We start from the raw sequence: 15176 nt of genomic DNA on the forward strand, positions 1-15176 counted from the left end.
TCGGCGGTTCGCTCGTGATCGACCGCACCGAGGCGATGACCGTCGTCGACGTCAACACCGGCAAGTTCGTCGGCTCCGGCGGCAACCTCGAGGAGACCGTCACCAAGAACAACCTCGAGGCCGCGGAGGAGATCGTCCGCCAGCTGCGCCTGCGCGACATCGGCGGCATCATCGTCGTCGACTTCATCGACATGGTGCTCGAGTCCAACCGCGACCTCGTCTCGCGCCGCCTGATCGAGTGCCTGAGCCGCGACCGCGGGCGGGCGCCGGCGCGACCGGCAGGGCCACGGTCGGGGTCGCCGGCGGAACGACCGGCTGCGATGCGGCCGACGGGGTCGTCGACGGCGCGGTTGCCGGGGCGGCCGGCTGTTCCTCCTGCGCGGGCGGCAGCAGCGGGCTGCGCGGCGCCGCGGCCGGCTTGCGGTCGCCGCTCAGCTGCGCGAGCAGCCACTCGGCGCTGCCGAAGGCGGGGCCGTCGTCCTCTGGACGCTCAGCGGCCTCGGCGGAGCCCACGGCATCCGGGGTCTCTCGATCGTCGGATGCCGCCGGCTGGTCGAGATCAGGCATCCGAGAGGCCCAGGTCGTCGAGGCCAATCGCTGCATAGTAGGGGTATCCGGCGGCCTCGATCACTTCGCGGGCACCGGTGTTGCGGTCGACGACGACGGCCACGCCGGCGATGATCGCGCCGACCTTCTTGAGCGCCTCGATGGCGGCCAGCGGCGAACCACCGGTGGTGGAGGTGTCCTCCAGCACGATCACGCGCTTGCCCTCGAGGTCCGGGCCCTCGACCTGGCGGCCACGGCCGTGGTCCTTCGGCTCCTTGCGCACGACGAAGGCGTCGTAGGCGGCTCCGCGTGCGGCACCCTGGTGCAGCACGGCGGCGGCGATCGGGTCGGCGCCCATCGTCATGCCACCGACGGCGGCGACATCCGGGATCTCGGCGATGAGATCGAGCATGACCTGACCGATCAGCGGGGCGACCCGGTGGTCGAGGCTGACCTTGCGGAGGTCGACGTAGTAGGTCGCCTTCTTGCCACTGGTGAGGGTGAAGTCACCGTGGAAGACGGCCTCAGCCGAGATGTAGTCGATCAGTTTGGTTCGCACGTCAGTCACCCCCCGATTCTACGTGCGCGACACCCCGGCAAGCGAAAGCCTCGCTAGGCGATTGCGAACGACAGCACAACGCCGACGATGATGGCCACCACCATGTAGATGAGGTTCGGGATCTGGAACGAGTGGTCGAAGACGAACTTGCCCATCTTGGTCGACCCGGTCTGGTCGAAGGCGACCGTGGCGACCTGGCTGCCGTTGGCCGGCAGGATGTAGATGCCCATCGCCGCGGGCCAGAGCCCGACGATCAGCGAGGCGGGCAGGCCGATCGCGAGGCCGATCGGCACGATCGCGTTCGTCGCGCTCGACTGGCTGGTCGTGAGCATGGCGACGGCGGCCAGCGCGAGGGCGAACAGCAGCGCGCCGAGGAAGGCGGAGGAGCCAGACACCACGGCGCCGAGGCCCTCGACGATCAGGTTGTTGTTGTTGGCGACGAAGGTATTGGCGAGCCAGGCGATGCCGAACAGTGCGAACGCGCCGACCATGCCGGCCGGGAAGGTGGACTGCTTCGGCACGTCCGCGGCCTTCACCTTGCAGGTGAGGAAGATCGCGGCGGCGATCACACCCATGACGACCTCGATCACGATCGCGACCGAGACCCGCTCCGGGTTGCCGTCGGCATCCGTGCCGATGATGGGGCGCAGGCCCTCGAACAGGCCGGTGAGGACGATGATCCCGACTCCGGTGAGGAAGAGCGACGCGGAGAGCACGGCCGTGCGGGGCAGCGGGGCCCTGTCTTCCTTGGACTCCGGCGGCTTGATCGCGTGGGCGGCCAGCCGGCGCTGGAACTCCGGGTCGTCCTCGAGGTTCTTCCCCCAGCGCACCATCACCAGGCTGGCGACGAAGAGGGCGACGATCGAGGCCGGCCACATGATCAGCAGCAGCTTTCCGAGGTCGAAGCCGCTCGGGGCGAGCAGCACCACCATCGAAGCCGTCGCGGCCGAGACCGGGCTACAGAGGATGCCGACTTGGGAGGCGACGGCCGAGACCGAGAGCGAGCGCTCCGGCCGGATACGCTGTTGGTAGGAGACGTCGTAGATGACGGGCAGCAGCGGGTAGAAGATGTTGCCGGTTCCGGCGCCGACCGTGAACAGGAACGACATCGCCGGCGCCAGGAACACCACGCTCTTCGGGCGCTGCCTGATCACCTTCGCCGCGATCGAGACCATCCAGTCGATGCCGCCGGCCGCCTGCATGACGGATGCCGCCGTCACCACGGTGAGCACGATGAACACCGCGTCGATGGGCGCGTTGCCCGGCGCCGTCTGGAAGCCGAACAGCAGCACCGCGACGCCGACCAGGCCCCAGACGCCGAGCCCGATCCCGCTCGTGCGGGTCCCCATGAAGATCGCCAGGATCACCACGAGCAGTTGCAGGATCAGGATGACGACGCTGTCGTTCATGCGCTGACCGATCCGCCTGCGGCGCGCGTCGTGGCGAGCACGGTGATCGGCAGCGGCGTCTCGACGATCTGCCCGTCGACGGCCGCGACGGTGAGGGCCAGGCCCCCGTCGACGGGGCTGATCGCCCGCACGAACTCGGCGCCGGCGCCCCCTGCCGTGGTCGTGAAGTGCACGGACTGCAAGTTGCCGACCGCGTAGCCGGGGCCGAGCTCGCCGCTCTTCAGTGCCGCGTGGTAGAGCGGCTGGCGCTGGTCCTCTGCGTCGTAGTGCGGGCTGAAGCTGCCGGGCAGGAAGCCGAGGCTCTCCGGCAACACCTGCAGGGTCGGGCCGTAGCTGTCGGTGGTGCCGCCCTCGAACCAGCAGATGCCGCCGGCGCTGCCGCCGGTGAACACGGCGTTGGAGGCGGGGTCCTCCCACATCTCGCGGAGGATCACGTCGAGCCCCTGCCGCTTCCAGACGTCGAGCATGTTGGCGGTGTTGCCGCCGCCGACGTGGATGACGTCGAAGCCGCGCACGAAGCCGGCGAGGTCGTCCAGGGTGCGGTGGAACAACGGCAGGTGGTGCGGGGCGCAGCGGTCGGAGTCGTACGTTTGGTAGAAGCTCAGGATGTAGGCCGGCTCGTCGCCCGTCGCCGTGCCGACGAAGAGCACCCGCGGGCGCTCCTTGCCGGTGAGCTCCAGGATGTAGTCGTGGGTCGGATCGTTGCGGCGCTCCATCAGCGCCTTGCCCGCCCCAGATGCCACCACGTGCGCCATTCGCTGCCCCCGCTCGCTCCCGGCCGCCGCTCTGTGGCCGCTGGGGATCACGCTAGTGCGCGGTCGGGGCGCGAGCAAGGGCTCGCCGGGCCTGGCGCGCTCGCCTGCGGCATCCGTGCCCCTGCGCCAGTTGCTCGCCCTCTGCGCCACCCGGGGTGGCGCGGAGGGCGAGCAACTGGCGCAGCGTGCAGGCAGGGCGGGCAGGCAGGCAGAGCGAGCGGGCAGGCAGAGCGAGCGGGCGGCGGGCAGCGGGCAGCGGGCAGCAGCCTCAGCCGGCCCGGCGCATCCGGGTGCGGCGCGCGGCGGCGAGCAGCCAGGCGCCGACGCCGAGCTGCAGCACGGCCAGCAGCAGCACGCCGCTCCACAGCACGTCGTAGCCGGCGGGCAGCAGCGGGTTCGCGGCGGCCCCCGCCTCGGCCGATCCGGCGCCGGCCGCGCCCGTCGCGCCCGTCGCCGGCGGATGCTGCCCGCCCATCACGAGGGCCGCGACGGCGCACAGGACGGCGAGGTAGACCACCGGAACGGCCGTCGCGATCAGCTTCTGCCCGCGGGTCCACGCCGTCGACAGCCACACCATCACGTAACCGGCGAGCCCGCCAAGCACGGGCACAACGACGCCGCCGAGCATCACCAGCAGCCCGGCGACCACCGCGAACCAGGCCGGTTCCGGCCGCGCATCGGCGGCCGCGGGCGACGGTCCCGACACGGGCGCGGCGGCGGGTGCGGACGCCGCGGGTTCCCCCGGCAGCGCCCCGCGCGCCTCGGCCGCGATGAACTCCGGGTCGCCGAGCTCCCGGATGCGCGCGCCGGTCGCCGCGGCGTCCTGCCCCAGCAGCTCCTCCCGCACCCCGGCGAGGATCTCCGCGGCCGTCCCCTCGTCGACCCCGGTGAGCGCCGCATCGAGGCGGGCGAGGTAGGCGGTCGCGGCGTCGGCGAGGCGGGCGTCAGGCAGGCGGGCGTCAGGCAGGCGTGCATCAGTCATGGGAGTCGTCCTTGCGTGGGTCGAGGGGGCCGACGAGCTGGAGGACCGTGGCGGAGAAGGGCGCCCACTGCTGCCGGAAGGCGGCGAGGCGGCTGCGGCCGGCATCCGTCAGCTCGTAGAACTTGCGCACCGGCCCGGCCGGCGAGGCCTCGTCGAAGCTGCTCACCAGCCCCTGCGCGCGCAGCCGGCCGAGGATCGGGTAGAGCGTGCCGATGCTGGCGATCATGCCGTGGCCGACGAGCTGTTCCGAGAGCTGCCAGCCGTACATCGGCTCGCGCTCGAGCAGCCCGAGGATGCAGGGCTCGGCGACGCCCTTGCGCAGCTGAGCCCCGACGTCCTCACTCATGCGTCACAAGATACTGGCCACGCACGCTACCGGCAAGGGGCAGTCTGCGGATGCCGCGCCGCGGCCTTCCGTAGACTGCACGCCATGAGCGACAGCATCCTCTTCACCGTCAGCGACGACGGCCTGGCCCACGTGACCCTCAACCGGCCGGAGCGCCTGAACGCGATCAACGCGGAGGCCGCGCACCGCTGGCGCGAGATCGCGGGCGAGATCGCCCGCCGCGACGACATCCGCGCCGTGCTGTTCGACGCGGCCGGCCGTGCCTTCTGCGCCGGCGGCGACGTGATGGAGATGGCCGGGCTGGCCGCGACGGGCCCGGAAACCGGCCTGGACGCGGGAGCCGCCGTGCGCGAGCTCGCCGATGTGATCCACGCCGGGCACCTGCTTCTGCGCGAGAGCGGCACACCCATCGTCGCCGCCGTGCAGGGCGTCGCGGCCGGCGGCGGGCTCGGCTTCATGCTCGTGGCCGACATCATCGTCGCCTCGGAGACGGCCCGCTTCGCCAGCAAGTACGCGGATGTCGCACTCACCCCCGACTGCGGCGTGACCAGCCTGCTGCCCGAGGCCGTCGGCGAGCGCCGGGCACTGGAGCTGCTGCTCACCCCGCGCACGCTGACCGCGGCCGAGGCGCTGGACTGGGGCCTCGTCACCGAGGTCACCGCCCCGGATGCCGTCGCGGAGCGCGCCCGCGCCATCGCCGACTCGTGGCTGGGCGGGGTCCCGGCCGCGTTCACCGAGGCGAAGCGGCTGCTCCGTGCCGCCCGCACGCGCAGTTTCCGGGAGTCGCTCGACGACGAGGCGGTCACCATCGGCGCCGCGTTCGCCACCCCGGAGGCCAGGGCCCGCGTGGCCGCGTTCGCCCGACGCTGAGCCGGGCCCAGCCATCGACTACGCGAAATGTGCGCCAAGACTCACGGTGTGGCGCGCTTTTCGCGTAGTCGATGCGGCGGCCGCCCCTCCGCGGGCGGCGTTGACTTCGGTCGCCGGCGCTCCCTCGCGCCAACGGGGGCGCGGGCGGGCCGGGCGGGGCCGGCGCTAGGCTGACGACACCATGCAGAGCTTTGCGAAATCCCACACCGGCGGCGGGCGCGAGCGCGCGATCCCCGAGCCCGCGGCACCCGGCACGGGCGAGGACGAGTTCCGCGTCGACATCGAGCGCATCCGCTTCTCCCCCTACTTCTCCCGGCTCTCCGCGGTCACCCAGGTGATCCCGCAGGCCGGCTCCGGCACGACCGTGCACAACCGGCTCACCCACTCGCTCAAGGTGTCGGCCGTGGCCCGCTCGATCGCGGTCGGCCTGCGCGACGCCCCGGAGGACGTGCGCAACACGGTCGCCGAGCTCGGCGGCTGCGACCCCGTCGTCGTGCAGGCGGCCGCATCCGCCCACGACCTCGGCCACCCGCCGTTCGGCCACCTCGGCGAGCAGGTGCTCGACCGCCTCGCCCGCGGCAATCTCGGCCTGCCCGACGGCTTCGAGGGCAACGCACAGACGTTCCGCATCCTGACCGCGCTGGACAGCTGCGACGCGACCGCGCGGGGCCTGAACCTCACCCGGGCGGTGCGGGCCGCCGTGCTCAAGTACCCGTGGACCCGCAACGAGTGGCGCGCGCTGCCCCCGCAGCCGGCGGAGCGCCTGCCCCGCGGGGTCGGCGCCGACTCGGCATCCGGCGCCCTCAAGTTCTCGGCCTACTCGATCGACGCGCTCGAGATGGCGGATGTGCGCTCCGTGTTCCCGGCGATCGGGCGGCACCAGCAGACGCTGGAGTGCTCGGTGATGGACATCGCCGACGACATCGCCTACTCGGTGCACGACCTCGACGACTTCTACCGCGCGGGCGTGCTGCAGTACACCTCCGTCTCGGTCGAGCTGAACGGCTGGCTGCTCGCCCAGAGCGCGCTCGCCGACCTGGACGCGGAGGAGCTGCGCGCCGGCCTCGCCGTGCGCCGGCCCGGCTACGCGCTGGAGGCCGCCTGGCGGCACACCCAGACGAAGGACGCCTGGATCGCCGACGCCGACGCGTTCCGGGAGTCGGTCGAGCGGGTCACCGACGACCTGGTCGAGGGCCTGCTCACCCTGCCCTACGACGGCGGCCTCGAGGCCGACCGCGCGGTCGCCGCCTTCACCCGGCGCTGGATCGACCGGCTCAAGGGCTCCATCCGGGTCGAGCGCACGCCGAACGTGCGGAGTGGCCACGTGCGCCTGCGCAGCGACGCCTGGCACGACGTCGTCGTGCTCAAGTTCGTGCACACCCGCTTCGTGCTCGACCGCAGCGACCTCGCCGTCTACCAGCGCGGCCAGGCCCGCGTGCTCGAGACGCTCGCCGAGGGCTTCCACCTCTGGTTGAACGACCCGGCGGATGCCGGCCGCGCCCCGCGCCGGCTGCTCGACTCGATCGAGGCCGCCACCGACGAGTACCGGGCGCTCCGCGCGGACGCCCCCGAGTACTTCGCGGCGGTCGGCGCCACCACGAGCGACGCCGACATCGCCCGCTTCGGCCGCTCCCGCGCGGTCGTCGACTACATCGCCTCCTTCACCGACGCCCAGGCGATGGGTGTCGCGGCGCTGATCAGCGGCACCTCCGACAACCTCTGGGAGTCCGGGCGCAGCCTGTAGCGGCGGGGATTTCGACAGGCTCAATCAGCGGGTGACCGCGCCCCGCTGGTTGAGCCTGTCGAAACCCGGCAAGCACCGGTAACTGTCCACAGGATTCCTTGGACTGGGCTGCCGCCTTTCGCGACGCTGCGCGTCGCGCTAGTTCGCCATGCCGCCCTGCGTGTAGCCCTCGATGAACTTGCGCTGCAGCAGCACGAAGATCACGATCGCCGGCAGCGCCATGATGAGGCCGGCTGCGCTCACCAGCGCCCAGTTGGGTGTCAGGTTCTGCTGGAACGAGTACAGCGCGAGCGAGGCCGGGAGCCGGTCGGCGTCCTGGATGAACGTCACGGCAAGCAGGAACTCGTTGTAGGCCTGGAGGCCGGCAACGAGGGCCGCCGTGATGAAGCCGGGCCAGACCATCGGCACGACGATGCTGGTGAACAGGCGGAACTCGCCCGCGCCGTCGATGCGCGCGGCCTCCTCGTACTGCGGCGGGATCGCGATCAGGAACGAGCGCAGCAGCAGCGTGGCGAACGGGCTGTAGATCGCCCAGTAGATCACGATGAGGCCGAACTGCGAGTTGTAGAGCCCGAGCGTCGACCACCAGGTCAGCAGCGGAACCAGGAACATCTGGATCGGCAGCGAGGTGGAGACCAGCAGGTAGAGCATCCAGTTGTTCTTGCCCGGCAGGTCCAGGCGCGTCATCGCGTAGGCCGCGAGCCCCGCGATGACACAGACGCCGACCGCGGTCGAGACCGAGATGATCAGGCTGTTCAGGATGCCCTGGCCCATGTTGGCGTCTTGGAACGCCGTGATGAAGTTCTCCCAGCGCCACTCGGTCGGCGCCCCGAGCGGGGAGTTGCTGATCTCCGCTGGGCTCTTGAGCGAGTTGAACAGGAACACGACGAGCGGGCCGCCTGCGTAGACGGCGAGCACGACGAGTAGGAACCAGCCGAGCGGGCCGGTGCCCGTGTTCGTGCCGGTCGTGCGCCGCCCGCGACCGGGGCGGGCGCCGGATCGCGGCTGCGAACGGGTCGTCGCCGGAGCGCTCACTTCAGAGACTCTGCTCACGCTAGACCTCCCACTTGAGCTTCTTGCGAAGCAGCTGATAGCCGAGCACGATGGCCGCGCTGATGACGGTGAGCAGCATCGCCATCGAGGAGGCGTAGCCCGCGCGGTTCTCGGAGAACGCCGTGCGGTAGAGCACCGTGCCGATGACATCCGTCGACCCGGCCGGCCCACCCTGGGTGAGGATGAAGACGTAGTCGAAGACGAGGAACGACCAGATCACCGTCATGAGCATGAGGAACATCAGGGTCGGGCGGATGCCGGGCAGCGTGATGTGCCAGAACTCGCGGAACGCGTTCGCGCCGTCGAGGCGGGCGGCCTCGTAGAGCGCCGGGTCGACGCCCTGCATCGCGGCCAGGAACAGCACGAGCAGGAAGCCCCACCACTGCCAGTTGTTGATGAACGCCACGGAGCCGAGGGCGAGTGCCGGGTCCCCGAGGAAGTTGGTGTCAGCGAACCAGTCGATGCCGATGCCCTGCAGCGCCTGCCCGATGCCCGCGGTGGGGCTGAGGATCTGCCGCCAGATGATCGAGGAGACGATCGTCGCGAGCACGTACGGGATGAAGAACAGCACGCGGAACAGGATCTGGCCGCGGCGCACGCGGGAGAGCAGGAACGCGCCGAGGAGGGCCATCGACATCGGGACGACGAGGAAGAACCCGGTCCAGATCAGGTTGTGCTGGATCGCGCTGAGCACGGCGGGGCTGGTGAACAGCTCGACGTAGTTCGCGATGCCCACGAAGTTGGCGCTGCCGAGGCCGTCCCAGTCGGTGAACGAGTAGAAGAACGAGGCGAGCCCCGGGCCGCCGATCACCAGGAGGTTGACGATGAGCAGGGGCGCCATGAACGCCCAGGCGAGTCCGCGCGTGCGGTAGCGGATCTTGGTGCGGCCGTGCCGCCGCAGGGGGGTCCCCTGCGGCGGCACGGCGGTTGCGGTTCGTGACATGGGGTGGATTAGCCCGCGGTCGGGGCGAACGGCACGATGACCTTGCCCGCGGCGAGCTCGCCGTCGAAGGTCTTCTGCAGACCCGCGAGGTAGTCGCTCGGGCTCATGTCGCCCGTGATGATCTTGTCGAACTCGGTGTAGAGGTAGGTGTCGGTCGCCGCCGGGAAGAAGGTCCAGGAGGCGTAGCCGAGGTTGCTGCTCTTCGGGATGTCCTTGTAGAGGCGGGCGATGCGCTCGTCGAGGCTGGCGGGGAAGTCGGACTCCTCCACCACGACCGGGGCCGGGTTCTCGTTGGTCTCGGCCATGTAGTTGTAGATCTTGGCCGGGTCATTGATCAGCGAGTCCAGGAACTTCGCCGCTGCCGGCTTGTTCTTGGAGACCGTGTTGATCGAGAGCGAGGTGCCGATCGCGAGCGGGTAGACGCCCGGCTCGACGTTGTCGCTGAGCGCGGGCAGCGGGGCCCAGTTCCAGTCTGCGTCGTTGCCTGCGGCCTCGCCGAAGTAGGAGCCGGCCGAGCTGAACGACCAGGTCCCCGTCATGTAGAGGGCGACCTTGCCGTTGGCCAGGCCGGTGAACATGTCGGTGTCGGTGTTCGTGAAGTAGCTGTTCGCGCTGCCGCCCCACCAGCCCTTGTCGATCTGCGACTTGAGGGTCGTCATCGCGTCGACGAACTCGGGGTCGGTGAACTTCGCGGTGCCGGTGAGCACCTCGTAGAGCTTCTGCGGGCCAACGGCCGCGTTCAGCACGGCGGAGAGGTACCACTCGCTCTGCGCCTGGTAGCCGCTGTTTCCGGCGCCGACGGGGATCATGCCCGCGGCGGCGGCCTCGGTGGCGACCTTCTCGAACTCGGCGGCGGTCGTCGGGACAGTCCAGCCGTGCTCGGCGAAGACGGCCGGGTTGTAGAACATCACGATCGAGCCGTAGCCGGTCGGGATCGAGTAGAGCTCCCCGTCGACGAGGCTGGCCTGGTAGGCCCACGGCTCGAGGACCTTCTCCCACTCGTACTCCTTGGCGAAGGAGTCGAGAGAGTCGATGCGGTCGGACGAGGCGAAGCCGAGCGCGCTCGACGGGCCGGGCGAGAAGACGACGTCGGCGCCGCGGCCGGCCGCGACGGCGGTGTCGGTGAGCGAGCCGATGTTCGACCACTGCTTGACGTCCAGCTTCACCTGGGCGTCGTCGGACGACTCGTTGAACGCGTCGATGAACTCGGCCTGGAAGGTCTTCTGGGTGTCCTTCGAGTTGAACGCCGCCCAGTAGGTGACGGTCTCTGCGGAGCTTGCCGCACCGGCGCATCCGGCCAGGAGGCTGGATGCGGCCACGGCGACTACTGCGCTGCGCAGAACGCGTCGGGAAATCTTAGACACAGGGGGTGTTCCTTTCAGTGGGGGACAACAGTGCTGGACTCGCGGATGACGAGGTGCTGGGAGAGACGAACGTGACGGGTGACGTTGTCGACCGAGCCGTTGAGCCGGTCGAGCAGGAGCCGGGCGCTGGTGCGGCCGATCTCGCGTGCCGGGTTGTCGACGGTCGTCAGCGCGGGTGTGATGAGGCCGGCGGCCTCGATGTCGTCGTACCCCGTGACCGCGACGGTGCCCGGGATCGAGATGCCGCGGGCGCGCAGGGCGTCGATGACGCCGATGGCGATCAGGTCGTTGGCGCAGACGATCGCGTCGGGGAGGGTGTCGAGTTCGAGCAGCCGGCGGGCCCCGGCGGCGCCGCCGTCACGAGTGAACGAGGTGAACACCGAGAGCTCGTCATCCACCCCCAGACCCGCGCTGAGGAGGGCCTCGCGGTAGCCGGAGTGGCGCAGGGAGGAGGTGAAGTCCTCGCGCTCCCCGCCGACGAACGCGATGCGCCGGAAGCCGTTGCCGAGCAGGTGCTCGACGACGGAGCCGATGCCGGCCGCCTCATCGACGTCGACATAGTCGCTGCCGCTCACGCCGATGTCCTGGCCGAGGGCGACGACCTGCGTGCCGGACTGCGCGATCAGCTCGAGGTCGGCCGGCGTGCAGCCGTAGGTGGTGAGCACGATGCCGTCGACCCGTCGGGCGAGAACGTGCCGCAGCGTCTCGCTCACCGTGCGCGAGGGGAGCGCGACGTCGTTGACCGAGAGCAGGTAGCCCTGCGGCATCAGGATGTCCTGGATGCCGACGGCCACCAGCGGGTAGAAGGGGTTCGTGATGTCGGGCACGATCAGCGCGACCGACTCCGTCCGCTGGCTACGCAGGCTGCGGGCGCCGGGGTGCGGGCGGTAGTTGAGCTTCTCGATGGCAGCCTCGACGCGCGAGCGCGTGGCGGCGCTGACGGGGCGCTTGCCGCTGAGCACCTGGGAGACGGTGGACACGCTGACGCCGGCCTCCGTCGCGACGGCGACAATTCCGGTGGCACTGTTCATTGGGCTCCTCACGCATAACGTTTTGCGTCGCCTCAGTATTCAGCGCGGGGACCTGCTCTGTCAAATGAAAGTTTCCGCGAAGAAACGGGGATGTTTGCCGCTATGGTGATGACTTATCCCGCAAAACGTAATGGTTTGGAAGATACGTGACTACGATTCATGATCGCGCCCGCGGCGCCATCATCGGCCTCGCCATCGGCGACGCCATGGGTGCCCCCACGGAGGGCATGACGATCTCCGCGATCCGCGAGCAGTTCGGCCGGGTCACCGGCTACCTCAGCGGAGACGCTGCAGGCACCGACGACACCGAGTACGCCGTGCTCTGCGCCCAGGGCGTGCTCGCCGAGGGCTCCGCGCTGAGCCCCGAGGGAGTCATGGCCCAGTGGGTCCGCGCGGTCTCGCACCAGAAGGGCGGCTTCTTCGGTGCCGGCTTCAGCGAGATGGTCGCCATCAGCAACTTCATCAAGGGTGTCACGCCACCGCGCAGCGGCCAGGAGAACTACGAGCAGTGGAGCGACGGCGCCGCCATGCGCGTCGCCCCGATCGGCATCTTCGCCCGCGGCGACGCGGCCGAGGCAGCCAGACTGGCCGGCATCGACGCCTCGGTGAGCCATGCCCGCGACGGAATATATTGCGGTCAGGCGATCGCCGCCGCCGTCGCCATCGCCATGGTGAGCGACGACTTCGAGGAGGTCCTCGCGGCCGGCGTCGCCGCGCTCCCCGAGGACTCCTGGTCCTACCGCCTGGTCACCCGGGCCATCGCCCTCGCCCGCGCCGCGGCATCCGTCGAGGAGGCAGAGAACACGCTCTACGACGAGATCTCGCTGCTGCACTACCCGTGGGCCGATGCCGGGCCCGAGGCGCTCGCGCTGGCCTTCGGCCTGTTCGCGGCCAGCAGGGGCGACTTCGCCACCGTGGTCGAGTCCTCTGTCAACATCGGGCGCGACTCGGACACGATCGCCGCGATGACCGGTGCCATGGCCGGCGCCATGATCGGCTACTCCGCCATCCCCGAGGCGTGGAGCGCGCAGGTGATCCAGGTGATGGGTCGCTGCATCCTCTCCACCGCGGGAACGAACCTGCTCGAGCTCGCCGACGCCCTCGTCGAGCTGAGCCCCACCACCGCCCCCGAAAACGCTGAGGAGCCCGCCCGTGTCTGACTCGCCAAACCGCGCAACGCGCACACACGGGGCCCTGCTCGGACTCGCCGCCGGCGACTCCCTCGGCCTCGCCTCCGACTTCCACCAGTCGATCCGCGACACCTGGGTGCGCGGCATGCTGTGGCGGGGCTCATCAGAGCTCGACGAGCAGCGCGTGGCACGCCCGATGCTGCCCTTCGCGCACAGCATGGGCATCTCCACGCTGAACGCGAGCGACGACATCGAGACGGCCGTGGTCGCCGCGAAGGTCTTGCTCGACTGCGCCGAGTCCGGCTCGGGGCAGGGCGCCGAGGCGCTCTTCGCCGGCTGGCAGAAGTTCATGCTTGGCGAGGACGTGTGGAGCGGCATCGCCGAGCGCTCGGCGATCATCAACACCCAGCGCGGCTACGTTCCGCCGATCACGGGCAACGACAACCCCGCCTTCTACACCGACAGCGCAATCCCCGCCGGCGTCAGCATCGGCTTGCACTGTGCCGGCGACCCCGAGCGTGCGGCCGCGATCGCGCTCGACTACGCCTCGATCACCCACGCCGAGGACGGCGTCTGGGCCACGGCGGCCATGGCGGTCGCGATTGCCGCACTGGCCGACGGCTCGCCGCTCGAGGCGGCGCTCACGCTCGCCGAGGAGCAGATCCCGGCATCCAGCTGGCTCGGCGCGAACGTTGCCAGGGCCCGCGAGATCACGGATGCCGCGAGCAGCGCCTTCGGCAGCATCCCGGAACTCTCCGCGATGCTGAACTCGCGCGAGTACAGCCACGGCGGCGTCGCCCCGGAGACACTGCCGCTCGCCTTCTCGATCGTGCGCCTCTGCGAGGGCCGCCTGAGTGAGGCACTCCTCGTCTCACTGGCCTTCGGCCGCAAGTCGGACAGCCTGCCGGCCATGGTCGGCGCCCTCGTCGGGGCCATCGACCCCGCCGAGCTGCTCGGCACCAGCTGGGACACCCAGCTGGACGCCGTGAAGGGGCTCTTCGTCCCCGCCCTCGCCGGCGTCTCGATCACGGAGTTGGCGGCCGCGCTCAGTAGCGCGCCCTAATGCTCCCCCCACGTTCGACAGGCCGAGCCGGCGGCCCCCAGCCGGTGGCCCTGTCGAACCGGTGATCGGGCGGGCCGCCCCGCTCCCCCGCGGGGCGCGCTGGCCCGATCACCACAGGCCCCGACAGACTGCTCCGCTCCCCCGCCGAGCGGCCTGTCGGGGCCGCTTGTTTTCCACGGGGCGAGCCGGTCAGCGGCCGAGCTTCTTGCGGAACCAGTGATCAGCATAGGGGTCGTCGTTGTGCGGGGCGACCTCGGCGTAGCCGACGGCGGCATAGAGCCGGCGCGCCTCGACGAGATCCGAGCGCGTGTCGAGGCGGAGCGCCGAGAGCCCCTGCGCCCGCGCCTGCACCTCCAGCTCGCCCATCAGCAGGCGGCCGAGCCCGAGCCCGCGCGCGGCCGCGTCGACGAACACCCGCGTCACCTCGCCCACGCGCTGCGGGGCCACCTCCTCGCCCTCGGCGCCGGGCACGGCGTCCTCGGCGACGAACCGCATCCCGGCGCACCCGAGCACGCTCCGGCCGCGCCGGGCGAGCAGCAGCAGCCCGTGCGGCTCCTGCAGGCGCTCCCCCGGGTACGAGGCGTCGACATCCGCGATCTCGGCGGCCGTCGCGGGGCGGCCGTGATAGCGGGTGATCAGGTCGTCGACGTAGCGCGCGGAGATCGCGCGGGCGTCGTCCGAGAACGGTGACTCGACGGCGATCAGGACGGGCGAGGGTGTGGGCACAGACTCGAGCCTACGAGCTGGCGGATGCCGCGCGCGCGTTGCCCCCGGCCCCGGCCGTCTGGATAGCATCGTTGCGTGCCGACATCCGCGAATCTGCCCCGCGCCCTGCCCGACGGAACCGCCCTCCGCCTGCTGCGCGCCGACGACGGCGCCGCTCTGGCCCGCGCATACCTGCGCAACCGCGCGCACCTCGCGCCGTGGGAACCGGTGCGCTCCGAGGACTACTTCACGCCGGCCGGGCAACGCTCCGTCGTGCTCAGCCAGCTCGGCCAGTACGGCGCGGGCACCGGCTACCCGCTCGTGCTGAGCGACGGCGCCGAGATCCTCGCGCGCATCAACCTCTCCGGCATCGCCCGCGGGCCGTTCCAGAGCGCGAGCCTCGGCTACTGGGTCGACGGCGAGTACACCGGCCGGGGCATCGCACAGGCCATGCTGCAGCACGTCGTCGAGCTGGCCAGGGACCGGCTGCAGCTGCACCGGCTGGAGGCCGGGACGCTGCTGCACAACGCCGCGTCGCAGGCGGTGCTCGCGCGGGCCGGATTCGAGCGGATCGGGGTTGCCCCGCGCTACCTCAAGATCGCCGGCGACTGGCAGGACCACGTGCTGTTCCAGCGGATCCTGCACGACTGAACGCGACGCGCAGCGTCGCGAAAGG

Annotated in this window: 16 protein-coding genes and 1 pseudogene; 6 read left to right on the plus strand and 11 right to left on the minus strand. The window is 70.8% G+C overall.

Features of this window, described 5'->3' with window-relative positions; translation table 11 throughout:
- Window positions 1-257: pseudogene (locus tag GY24_RS14765) on the plus strand (ribonuclease E/G); the annotation flags it as partial.
- Here the strand turns inward: GY24_RS14765 and GY24_RS17925 are convergent.
- The 6 genes from GY24_RS17925 to GY24_RS14790 form a co-directional block, all read right to left on the minus strand.
- Window positions 184-567, minus strand: a complete 384-nt coding sequence (locus tag GY24_RS17925; protein WP_162496164.1) for a hypothetical protein — start codon at window positions 565-567, stop codon at window positions 184-186. The pseudogene GY24_RS14765 and the gene GY24_RS17925 overlap by 74 nt on opposite strands.
- Window positions 560-1114: an orotate phosphoribosyltransferase gene (gene pyrE, locus GY24_RS14770; protein WP_083362742.1), complete on the minus strand. Its 555-nt coding sequence runs from the start codon at window positions 1112-1114 to the stop codon at window positions 560-562. The genes GY24_RS17925 and pyrE overlap by 8 nt, the downstream gene beginning before the upstream one ends.
- A gap of 44 nt (window positions 1115-1158) precedes the next feature.
- Window positions 1159-2514: an anaerobic C4-dicarboxylate transporter family protein gene (locus GY24_RS14775; protein ID WP_083362741.1), complete on the minus strand. Its 1356-nt coding sequence runs from the start codon at window positions 2512-2514 to the stop codon at window positions 1159-1161.
- Window positions 2511-3257, minus strand: coding sequence for a Type 1 glutamine amidotransferase-like domain-containing protein (locus GY24_RS14780; RefSeq protein ID WP_233279391.1), 747 nt, complete (start codon window positions 3255-3257; stop codon window positions 2511-2513). The genes GY24_RS14775 and GY24_RS14780 overlap by 4 nt, the downstream gene beginning before the upstream one ends.
- A gap of 280 nt (window positions 3258-3537) precedes the next feature.
- Entirely contained in the window at window positions 3538-4251 is a 714-nt protein-coding gene (locus GY24_RS14785; protein WP_104477047.1) for an HAAS signaling domain-containing protein, read from the minus strand.
- Complete coding sequence (locus GY24_RS14790; protein ID WP_104477050.1) at window positions 4244-4597, minus strand: PadR family transcriptional regulator; 354 nt, start codon at window positions 4595-4597, stop codon at window positions 4244-4246. The genes GY24_RS14785 and GY24_RS14790 overlap by 8 nt, the downstream gene beginning before the upstream one ends.
- Before the next feature lie 84 nt (window positions 4598-4681).
- On the opposite strand from GY24_RS14790, the gene GY24_RS14795 reads away from it, so the two are divergent.
- Together GY24_RS14795 and GY24_RS14800 are read left to right on the plus strand one after the other, a co-directional pair.
- A complete protein-coding gene (locus tag GY24_RS14795; RefSeq protein WP_104477052.1) occupies window positions 4682-5467 on the plus strand; it encodes an enoyl-CoA hydratase/isomerase family protein in 786 nt (261 codons plus the stop codon).
- Between the two features lie 181 nt (window positions 5468-5648).
- Window positions 5649-7211 (plus strand): deoxyguanosinetriphosphate triphosphohydrolase family protein, encoded by a 1563-nt coding sequence (locus tag GY24_RS14800; RefSeq protein WP_104477054.1) that lies wholly within the window; start codon window positions 5649-5651, stop codon window positions 7209-7211.
- 138 nt (window positions 7212-7349) lie between these two features.
- Here GY24_RS14800 and GY24_RS14805 read toward each other — a convergent pair whose 3' ends face one another.
- Genes GY24_RS14805 through GY24_RS14820 form a run of 4 tightly spaced genes read right to left on the minus strand, consistent with a single transcriptional unit; the run spans window position 7350 to window position 11602 of the window.
- Window positions 7350-8246 (minus strand): carbohydrate ABC transporter permease, encoded by an 897-nt coding sequence (locus tag GY24_RS14805; RefSeq protein ID WP_104477056.1) that lies wholly within the window; start codon window positions 8244-8246, stop codon window positions 7350-7352.
- A gap of 19 nt (window positions 8247-8265) precedes the next feature.
- Window positions 8266-9207, minus strand: a complete 942-nt coding sequence (locus GY24_RS14810) for a carbohydrate ABC transporter permease (RefSeq protein ID WP_233279392.1) — start codon at window positions 9205-9207, stop codon at window positions 8266-8268.
- A gap of 8 nt (window positions 9208-9215) precedes the next feature.
- Window positions 9216-10571 (minus strand): ABC transporter substrate-binding protein, encoded by a 1356-nt coding sequence (locus GY24_RS14815; protein ID WP_161498753.1) that lies wholly within the window; start codon window positions 10569-10571, stop codon window positions 9216-9218.
- Between the two features lie 14 nt (window positions 10572-10585).
- Window positions 10586-11602 carry a LacI family DNA-binding transcriptional regulator gene (locus GY24_RS14820; RefSeq protein ID WP_104477060.1) on the minus strand — a complete coding sequence of 339 codons (1017 nt, stop codon included), beginning with the start codon at window positions 11600-11602 and terminating at the stop codon, window positions 10586-10588.
- Window positions 11603-11748: 146 nt separating this feature from the next.
- On the opposite strand from GY24_RS14820, the gene GY24_RS14825 reads away from it, so the two are divergent.
- Both GY24_RS14825 and GY24_RS14830 read left to right on the plus strand, forming a co-directional pair.
- Window positions 11749-12762: an ADP-ribosylglycohydrolase family protein gene (locus GY24_RS14825; protein WP_233279393.1), complete on the plus strand. Its 1014-nt coding sequence runs from the start codon at window positions 11749-11751 to the stop codon at window positions 12760-12762.
- Window positions 12755-13795: an ADP-ribosylglycohydrolase family protein gene (locus GY24_RS14830; protein WP_161498754.1), complete on the plus strand. Its 1041-nt coding sequence runs from the start codon at window positions 12755-12757 to the stop codon at window positions 13793-13795. Before GY24_RS14825 ends, GY24_RS14830 begins: the two co-directional genes overlap by 8 nt.
- A 189-nt stretch (window positions 13796-13984) precedes the next feature.
- Here the strand turns inward: GY24_RS14830 and GY24_RS14835 are convergent, their stop codons facing one another.
- Entirely contained in the window at window positions 13985-14521 is a 537-nt protein-coding gene (locus GY24_RS14835; protein ID WP_161498755.1) for a GNAT family N-acetyltransferase, read from the minus strand.
- A gap of 75 nt (window positions 14522-14596) precedes the next feature.
- Between GY24_RS14835 and GY24_RS14840 the strand changes: the two genes are divergently transcribed.
- A complete protein-coding gene (locus tag GY24_RS14840) occupies window positions 14597-15151 on the plus strand; it encodes a GNAT family N-acetyltransferase (protein WP_233279395.1) in 555 nt (184 codons plus the stop codon).
- The last annotated feature ends 25 nt before the right edge of the window (window positions 15152-15176 follow it).

It is taken from the genome of Microterricola pindariensis (assembly GCF_002936985.1).
Taxonomy (GTDB): Bacteria; Actinomycetota; Actinomycetes; order Actinomycetales; family Microbacteriaceae; genus Microterricola; species Microterricola pindariensis.